The sequence below is a fragment of the Rhizobium esperanzae genome (genome assembly GCF_002204185.1).
Classification (GTDB): domain Bacteria; phylum Pseudomonadota; class Alphaproteobacteria; order Rhizobiales; family Rhizobiaceae; genus Rhizobium; species Rhizobium esperanzae.
In genome coordinates, this window is record NZ_MXPU01000014.1 from 170,687 (window position 1) to 179,487 (window position 8,801).

The 8,801-nt window shown below is 55.9% G+C and carries 5 protein-coding genes and 1 pseudogene; 4 read left to right on the forward strand and 2 right to left on the reverse strand.

The window, feature by feature from the left end:
• Positions 1–345 precede the first annotated feature (345 nt).
• Positions 346–2,343, reverse strand: coding sequence for a PDDEXK family nuclease (locus tag B5E41_RS21085; RefSeq protein ID WP_141098791.1), 1,998 nt, complete (start codon positions 2,341–2,343; stop codon positions 346–348).
• Positions 2,344–2,737: 394 nt separating this feature from the next.
• Between B5E41_RS21085 and B5E41_RS21090 the strand changes: the two genes are divergently transcribed.
• Positions 2,738–4,594 carry a PDDEXK family nuclease gene (locus B5E41_RS21090; protein ID WP_064843629.1) on the forward strand — a complete coding sequence of 619 codons (1,857 nt, stop codon included), beginning with the start codon at positions 2,738–2,740 and terminating at the stop codon, positions 4,592–4,594.
• A gap of 185 nt (positions 4,595–4,779) precedes the next feature.
• Here B5E41_RS21090 and B5E41_RS21095 read toward each other — a convergent pair whose 3' ends face one another.
• Entirely contained in the window at positions 4,780–5,931 is a 1,152-nt protein-coding gene (locus tag B5E41_RS21095; protein WP_375166362.1) for a site-specific integrase, read from the reverse strand.
• Positions 5,932–6,135: 204 nt separating this feature from the next.
• Here B5E41_RS21095 and B5E41_RS21100 point away from each other — a divergent pair.
• The 3 genes and pseudogenes from B5E41_RS21100 to B5E41_RS21110 all read left to right on the forward strand — a co-directional run.
• A pseudogene (locus B5E41_RS21100) lies at positions 6,136–7,275 on the forward strand (RHE_PE00001 family protein).
• A gap of 27 nt (positions 7,276–7,302) precedes the next feature.
• The gene (locus tag B5E41_RS21105; protein ID WP_088395902.1) at positions 7,303–8,445 is read left to right on the forward strand and encodes a hypothetical protein; all 1,143 of its coding nucleotides are present in this window, start codon (positions 7,303–7,305) and stop codon (positions 8,443–8,445) included.
• Between the two features lie 121 nt (positions 8,446–8,566).
• A partial coding sequence (locus B5E41_RS21110; protein ID WP_141098794.1) for a transposase occupies positions 8,567–8,801 on the forward strand: 235 nt, incomplete at its 3' end.

The following is an 8,801-nucleotide window of genomic DNA, read 5'->3' on the forward strand; positions in this document are numbered from 1 at the left end:
CCACAGACAAAACCCTGACAGCTGTCAGGGTTTTGGTTAGCGCATTTCGCCCGCTCCTATTGAAGGCAAAGATCCGCGATGCGTGATTGGCTGATACACATGCAGGCCTTCACCGATATGGCAACGGTTCGGAGAAATCGTGAGCGTCGCATTGCAGTCATTTGCTGCGTGGTTCACCTACGAACTTCTGGCGTTACGGGTCGGCGACCCCTTATGAAGCGCTCGTCGCAAAAGCCGAGAAAGGGTCAGGGTCACGGACGTATGATTTACTCCGATACGGCACTCTCGAGGTGGGGGTTCGTGTGAATGAACCAGCGAAAGGACTGGAGCGATACACCGGGATGGTTAGACTAGCTGTTGCATTCGCAAGTAGTGGTATTCCTTGAGTACGCTTCCCGTTGCGAAACTCGCCGGTCGGGAAAGGACGCGGGCGAGTTTCGCGACATCGTTCTGTTCGACTAGGAGCGCAGCCAATTGCCCAATAGAGAGCGATGCCGTAGGGAGTGAGCGAATCCAAATCTGCCTCGATACGTCATCATTCAGATTATTAGCGATGGCCAGGGTCTTTCGCAGCTTTTCGAGCGTTTCGTTTGCCTTCTTCACTCTCTTCTTGGCCGAAGGATCTTTCGCCACCAGCTCGCTATCTGTTAGAGCAGCAGAAAGCTGTGCGAAGACAAATCGATCTTGCAGGGTTCCATAGTCGAAAAGGGTCATGGAAAGACGAATGATCTTCCTGGCGCGGTGCTCCAGAACGAAACCGTCCTCGAAAACAATCCGGCCATGGCTCTCAAGCATGGATTGATGCTGGAGGGCTTGCGCTTGTGAGGCAACGATGCCCTCAAGATAAAGAAGTATCGCGTCGGCTGCGTTGCCCGACATGGCGGTGCGCGTAATGGGTTTGGCTTTGCACTCGATAAATATGATCGTATTGTCATCCTCGAGAACCAGATCGCACTCTCCATCGGCACCGGCCATCTGGTACGATTTAGCTTCTATCGTCGGATGGACATCTCGAAACTTCAGGATTGCGCCGGTGGTTCGCTCGAGGCCCTCACCCGTCAATGCGCCAATTTCATCTTTTGTGAGCACTTTGCGAAGGCCAGCAGCGACGGCCTCGTAGCAGGCAGGGCCAAATGCCGATCGAGTCGGGATAAACACGTCCGCGGTCGAACCTGCCCTGCAGAAAGGCTTGAACATGAGATCTGCTTCGGGTGCTGAGAAGGGAGATACGTAGTTGTTGTTCGGGGTTGGAGCTTGATGCGTCAGGTCACGAAGCAACGCAGACACCGTTTCTGCAGGAAGAACGGACTCCAATGCGCTCTCAGTTAAAACGCCAGGACTGGTTGCTACCTCTCTTATCAGGGCCTCTGATGCGGTTGCTGCGTCCTCCACTCCCCATCCCAACTGACCGCGCAGCCTTGAATCCTGATCGGTGCCAAAGAAGCTACGGAGAAATATGGGAGTAATGAACGGCGTCCATTGCTGCAGCGAAAATAGGTGATCATGCAGCGTCGCGTCAGCGAGCCACTGGTCGATATCCCTAGTCGACACGCTCAACGCCCAAAACTGGCCGTAGCTCTCTATGCCGGTCAGGGCTACAAGATCGCGGGCCAGCGCCACAGCCTGATGCAGGACATCATTATGGTCAGCTACGATGGACGTCAAACCTTCCACGCGGGCCGTCAGCTGCCAGAGAAATCCGAAGGGCACGGAGGATTCTCTTGGGTGCTGTTTTGGATTGCGTGAGTATAGGACTTGGTCGAACTCATAATCATAAAGGCGCCTTGCTAAGCCTTCCAAGAAGGAAAAAGCTTTTGTCCGGCCAACGCTTGTCAATCGCGCAAGGATCTGCTGTGTGACGGTCAGGAAACCGTCCGAATTGCGGTCAATGCCCGTCTCGTCGAGCGAGAAACTGTGGCCGCCATCACGCAAGCGTTGCAGGGCAGCGACCATGTTTTCCGTCTTTGAATCGGGCGTTCTGAAGTTGTTTAAGGCTAACAACCGCCTACCTACATCAAGCGCAATGTGCCATCGTTCGTGGCTTGGTTTGATAAGACCTTGTGAGACAGGAAAGCGCTGCGCGATCTTTTCCAACACGAAGAGCAGCGCGCCGTCTCTCCCCGTGAGGGCGTTTGACAATGCTGCGTAGCGGATAAGCTTTCGCAGGTCGGCCACTGAAAAGGGGCTTCCGTCGTCCAAAAGAACTTTTGCTAGCATTGCGTTAAGTTGCTCCTCCTCGTCACGAAACGCGACGGCAGGTGGAGGAAGCTCGGTTCTTCCTGGATTGTCCCATGCCGCTTCAAGGTAGAGGACAAAATCTCGGAAATTATTGGATTCGGACATCGGGCAACCCTATCAAAGTTTATGTAGCCGAAATTCTATTACCCTACTCCTAATTGCAAGGCGTCTTAGCTGCGGCCGATTACGTGCCTCGAATAATAGGCAATCTGCATTCAGGCAGCTGCCCACTGCCGGCCAGCGTGATTGAAATAGCTTGAGGCTTGCAGCACTTGTCGATGCAGCGTCTCCTCGATCGCCTACGGGAGGAGGAAAAGCCACGATTGGCGGCACCGTGATCATCCGGCCCGCAATCCATTAGGGGAAAACTCCCCGCGATCCAGGCTAGCGGTTTCCACCCGCGGCTTGATCGTCGTTTGGCATTTTGGGCTGGAGTTTGCTGTATCGTAACAATTGTCCCGATATGAATCGGCATTTAGCGGTTTCGCGAGAGTCGATCATGTCTGGTGTGAATGAGGATCAAATCAGGGATTATTTGATCGACAATTTGGATCTGGTGGAACCAAACCTGAAATTTCTAGGTAAGGAACACCACCTCAGGAACCCAAATGGCTCAGACGGATTCCTCGATATATTCGCGGTCGCACCGGGAGGTGAGTATGTAATCATTGAGATCAAACGGACGCGAAGTGCATCGCGCGATGCAGTGCATGAACTGATCAAATATGCCGCACTTCTTCGACACAAGCTTCTAGTCAAGGAGCGGGAATACCGCTTTATCCTTCTATCTGTGGACTGGGTGGATCTGCATGTCCCGTTTTCCGAGTGGATGCGGAACTGCCCCTATGACGTTTCGGCTGGACGAATTGTGCTGGGGCAAAATAAACTTCCGGCTCGCATCGAAAAGGTTGTTTCGAATCCGCGTGTTCTCAATCGTCGCATTGCTCGAAGGCACTACATGTGGCGGTTTGGGTCTCAACCGGACATCGACCGAGCCATAAAGCTCATCGCAAAGCACATGAACACCAGCGGTGTCGAAGATTTCATTCTGATTTTTTCCAAAATACCCGCCGATGACATGCACTACCTATACTTTGCTCAGCAACAAAACTCGAAGGAGTTCTATCTGAACGATCTCGAGAGACGACTTTCGCGAGCGGCGTTTCGAGAAGTCAAGGATGACGTAGAGGGTCACGTCCTCCAAATCGATCAAGAGGCTGTCGCAGCTGATAGGATGTACGAACCTGGTTTCGAACTTGTCCATTCGAGATTGAGATCGATCAGCTCTACGATCTCGTACCCGGAGCGGGCAGGCGAATGGTTCACGCCTGATCGTATTAGCGAGGCCGAGATCAGGCGTTACGGCAGGTTCATCGATGTATCGATGACTGACGCGGAGCTGATCAAAGAACTCGTTGTAACGGATTCGTTCAATGATCTCGATATTGTTGCCACGACCGAATCGAATGCACAGATGGGAGAGCTGGCCGCATCTGTGAAGCGTGCGCTTCAATTTAACAACGAGTGGCATGCGACCCTGCGTGAGCTCTTCGAATACGCGAGTGCAGGTGGACCGGCGGTGATACGCCTTCAAATCTACAGCAATGACGATATTCTCCGCGTTCTGGCAGCGGAGTACTACGAGGCTAGCCTCTACACCCCTGCACTCCAATGTGAGATCGAGTTTGTGACCCGCCGCGAGGTGTTCCAGGGCTTCCTGGAATGGGATGGAGCACCGGTAGACGTTCGATCCGTCATACGTCGTCACTTCGGAGATCACGCGCGCGACTATGCTTCGGAGAAATTTTGGGGCTCGCACCGACCACGGAACATGGATGTCATGTCGGATCTTGGCCTGCGCTATTCGATCGGAAAGACCTCCGAAAGAAGTTTCCATCGCGTTCGCCTGCAAGGCAAAGAAATGGTCGTACAATCAGCAAAGGAAGGGCTTCCGGATTTTGTCACATATGCCCAGGAGGCCGTCGCCGAATTGGCGCAGTTTTTTGATGAGACCGACACCGGGTTTGAAAACGCCATCGCAGGTTACCACTATCAGAAAATAGTTCAGGCTGAGGCCTTTCTCAAACAGGTCATATCGGCCACTCGCGCGACAAAAACGGACAAGTTTTGGCTTGGTCAACTACCAGCCGGGTGTGACTACTGTGGTCGCCCATTTGCACACCTAAGGTATATGGCTGACGGATCATTCAAAAGAGAACCTTCTGGCAACTGGTGTGCGGCTTGTTTGGTGGACAAAACCCGCTCAAGCGGCGGGTTTACCGGCGAGATTTACTTCGCAACGAGCAAGGGCTGGCAGTTGGTAGAGACTGACCAGTTTTCGGCCGTCATCGCGTAACTCAGCCCCGGGTTGGAATCATAGACTGTTGGTCTGGACGCGCAACGACTCAAGTCACGCATAGTCAAGACGAGGCGGCTAAACTCGGTCGACCAACGCTGCCTCTTCGCATAATCCGGCTTAGGCCTTGGAGGCAGCAGAATGAACTTCTTAAACCCGTCCAAGCCCGTCGGACGGATGTTTCGTCATCCCATTATGCGAGTCGCCCGCCCACTTCGCCGCGTCGCGTTGTTGTAGTAGCTGGACGCTTGCTGAAGCGACCGGTGCCTCGACTGCTCCATCGCCTCGGGTAACGGGATGCCGCGGTTGGCTGCTTCCGTCAGATACCCCGACCGTAATCCATGCGCCGAAAACTCCCCCACCTCCAATCGGGCCATTTCGACGCGCAACTTGACGATATCATTGACCGCCTTCGGATCGAGCGCCCGGCGAGACACATTGCCCCAGCGATCGATCGCCCGGAACACACTGCCGCCGTCGATCTTGGCGGCGGCCAGCCAGGCATGCAGCGCCTCCACCGGCCGGCCGGTCAGATAGACGACCTCGTCCTGGCCGGCGCCGGAATTTTTGGTGCGGCCGAGGTGGATGGAGAGCGAGGGGAGGGGGCTTCCATCCTCGACAGTCACCGGCGGCTCGATCGTTAGCTGTTCTTTCCGCAGGCCGGCCACCTCGCTGCGCCGGCGGCCGCCGGAGCCGAAGGCGACCATCAGTATGGCCCGGTCGCGCAGATCGCGCAGGCTGTCGCCGCTGCAGGTCGCCAGCAGTTTGGCCAAAACATCGCCGGTGACCGCCTTGGCGCTCTTGCGGCGGCGCGTCCGGGGGACGGCGCGCACGGCGAGACGAATGGCGGATTTCAAAGCCGGGGAGGCGAAGGCGCCGTCGAGGCCGCGCCACTTGGTCAGCGTCGACCAGTTGGCGAGCCGTCGTCCGACGGTCGCCGGCGCATGCGGCCCGGCCGACCGGAGAAAGCCCCCGTCTCGCAAGGACTGGTCGACCTCGGGCGGCATGCCGTGCTGGGGATCGCTTTCGCGCCGCGTCGGATCCCAGAGATGATGGGCGACGAACTTCAGCAGCAGCGCTTCCGGTGCCGGCCAGGGCAGCGGACTTTCGGTCGCCGCTAAGCACCAGGCCTCGAGGTAAGCGAAATCGGACGTCAGCGCCCGAAGCGTGTTGGCACCCATGCCTTCGTTGACCAGATGTTTGAGCGTCTCGACGTCCTGGTCGGACAGGATTTCGGCGAGTTTGTCGCGCCGGTCGATCGGCAGCACCGCGGCAATGGTGTCGAGGGTTTCGGCCCGCCGGGCGATCGCGTCTGGTGCCGTGTTCGCAGCAAGAATGTCCAAAATGCCTCCTGAGGCGCGAAAACCGGGTGTCAGCACGGCCGCATTGGCCCTCCATTGATACCGTTTTCGCTGATTTGCGGCGTTATAGCAATCACTTCCGATAAGCAGTACTTATCGATGGTTAGAGCGCTAACCAGCAATCATACCATGTAGCGAACTGTAATATTTGGATAGAGTTCCTGTAAGAAATCATTTACCATGATTTCAATGGCTTACGATGTTGCAAAAATCAACATGACAGCCCTGATGCGCCCGGCTTTTGATGCGAGTGTCGCTCTGACGCGTCTGGACGAGCGCATCGACCGTTCGCCTGTCGGCGCGGGCTTCCTCGAACGATCCCAATTCACCGACGCCTGCGCCTCGCTGTGAATCGACGGCGAGCTCGTCCATCTCGAACACCTCGTCCTCCATGACGCCACGAAGGATATTCGCACACCCACACATGAGCTGACAATCGCCCGCGACGTCCTGCGCACACGCCGGCGCATCGCCGCCCAACTCCCCGGCTGGGCACTTTCGGCCGGCGGCGTCCGCACTCTCAGACAAACCGCGGAGATCACGTCGGCCGCCGCGGACGAGGCGGAGCCGGCAGCTGCCAACCGGCGCCCGGTCGCGACAGATCCGGAAGAGGAGGCAGAGGATGGTGATGACGTCGGAAATCTCCCTGGCGTCGACTACGCCGCCATCGATGCGATTCTGGCGCGATCGGAGGCGGCGATCGAGAACGCAACACGGCCCGGCCGTGGCGTGACGCAAGAGAAAGATTCGATGATCTACGATCTCGACTGGGACGAGGACGCGCGGCTCGAGGAATGGCGCGGCGTGCTGCGGCAGGCCCAAGAACAGCCGGCGGTGCTGCAGGCCATCGTTGCCCTGGATGCCTGGAACGAGGTTTCCGTGCTTCAGCATGCCCCTTGGCTTGGCCGGCTGTTTTCCGCCTCGATCCTGCGCCAGGCGGGTATCACGTCAGGTGCTCATCTCGCTGCCATCAACCTCGGCCTCAAAACCATTCCCGTCGATCGGCGCCGGCATCGCGATCGGGAAACCCGGCTGCTGGCCATCGCCCACGGATTTTTGGCGGCCGCCGAGATCGGCATGAAAGAGCATGACCGGCTGACGCTGGCGAAGACGATGATGGACCGAAAACTTGAAGGACGGCGAACCTCCTCAAAATTGCCGGAGCTGGTCGAGTTGGTGATGGCAAAACCGCTGGTGTCGGCCGGGATGGTGGCCAAGGCGCTCGATGTGACGCCGCAGGCGGCGCGGCGGATTGTTTTGGAACTCGGCCTCAGGGAGATGACGGGGAGGGGGAGGTTCCGGGCGTGGGGAATAATTTAAGGGGTTGGAGCTAATTTTGCGCTGCCGATGGCCCAGGGTGTTGTTTGCGATTTCGAAATGAATATTAGCGATTTAAGCATTGAAATGATTGCGTCTTATGCTGCTGCGTGTAGGCAGGTGCATGAGATAACCGAGCTCGCCCGCGCCGACCGGTTCGATCTTCTTGTCGTTCCGTCTAGGGGAGCACACCCTTTCTTGAGCGGCGCGGGTAGTTATGCGCACGCATTGCGAAACCTAGGCGGCTATAATGCCAAGCCGGTAATCCCGTTGGATCAGCTCTATCTTCCTTTCACCGCGGATATTTCTGGTGACCAGGAGATATCGTCACTTTCCATTCGGCGGTATTGGGCGCGTGCGCTCAGCGCGATACTTCGCGATGACTTCAATGATCCAGCATACCAATTCTACGCTTTCATGCGAAAAATCGGCGGTCCTCTTGTGACGAGAGGCGGTATTAATCAAAGAAGAGGAAAATCTGGAAAGTTTATCTTTATCGACACCGTCGTAAGTGGTCGGGCGATATTCGAAATAATGGAGTCCTTCGAGAGTCTTGGAATGCGCAAATGCATATTCATCCTACTCGTTGATGAACAAGGCGGAAAATTAGATAAGGTTTACAGGCGGAAGATCGAAGAATTTACAGCATTAGGCCGCGCATTCCCCATATTTGTCGATAAGATTTTCACTGAAGACGAGGGACCGTCAATGAGCGGCATCTGGACTGTTACGCTTCCCGAGTTAATGGCCGCTGCGCGACGCATAGTTCCTGAATTTGTCGAAACCGGCGATGTTGCTGCGACTTTCTACTACAATGAGGTGTCGTTAAGGCTGGATGGTTCAAACGCCGACATCACTAAGTCCAATGGGATGCTTAATGGTCTACTCACTTCAGCTGCCCTCGATGACTGGGACAACGTCAAGATGTTCGGTGCTCACTTCATAGAAAGCGTCATCGACGGGAATCTGCAGGACCAGGCAAATACTAGAGCTATCGCAGCTCCGGTTATCGAACGGAGCATTCCGTTCAGAAGCCTCGATGTGTCAGGATCACATGTGCTTAGAGCTTTCGTTGGTGAAGAAAACGCTGAAAGGGTGGTTCGACGATTCCTTACGCGGGACAAGGCGAGCCTCTTTGGTGACAATATCCCTTGGCCAAATGACTATGACTGACTTCCTGGCCTAGGTGATCTCTTCAAATGTCGTCTCCTTTCAAGTGTAAGAATGCCCCTGACCTGCCACTGCGAATTTCCTCCAGAATTGATTAGAGTCCGGCCCATCCGAGGACGGACGAATGAAGAAGCAGAGATTTACGGAAGAGCAGATCATCGGTGTGCTGCGTGAGCAGGAGGCTGGCGCAAGGGCCGCCGACCTTTGCCGCAAGCACGGAATTTCAGAAGCGACGTTTTACAACTGGAAGGCCAAATACGGCGGCATGGAAGTGTCCGAGGCGAAGCGTTTGAAGGCGCTCGAAGATGAGAATGCGAAGCTGAAGAAGTTGCTGGCCGAGCAGATGCTGGACGTTGCCG

Excerpts from the sequence above, each read along its gene's own strand:
- B5E41_RS21105 (WP_088395902.1), top strand. The coding sequence starts at position 7,303 with ATGGCCCAGGGTGTTGTTTGCGATTTCGAAATGAATATTAGCGATTTA.
- B5E41_RS21085 (WP_141098791.1), bottom strand. The coding sequence starts at position 2,343 with ATGTCCGAATCCAATAATTTCCGAGATTTTGTCCTCTACCTTGAAGCG.
- B5E41_RS21090 (WP_064843629.1), top strand. The coding sequence starts at position 2,738 with ATGTCTGGTGTGAATGAGGATCAAATCAGGGATTATTTGATCGACAAT.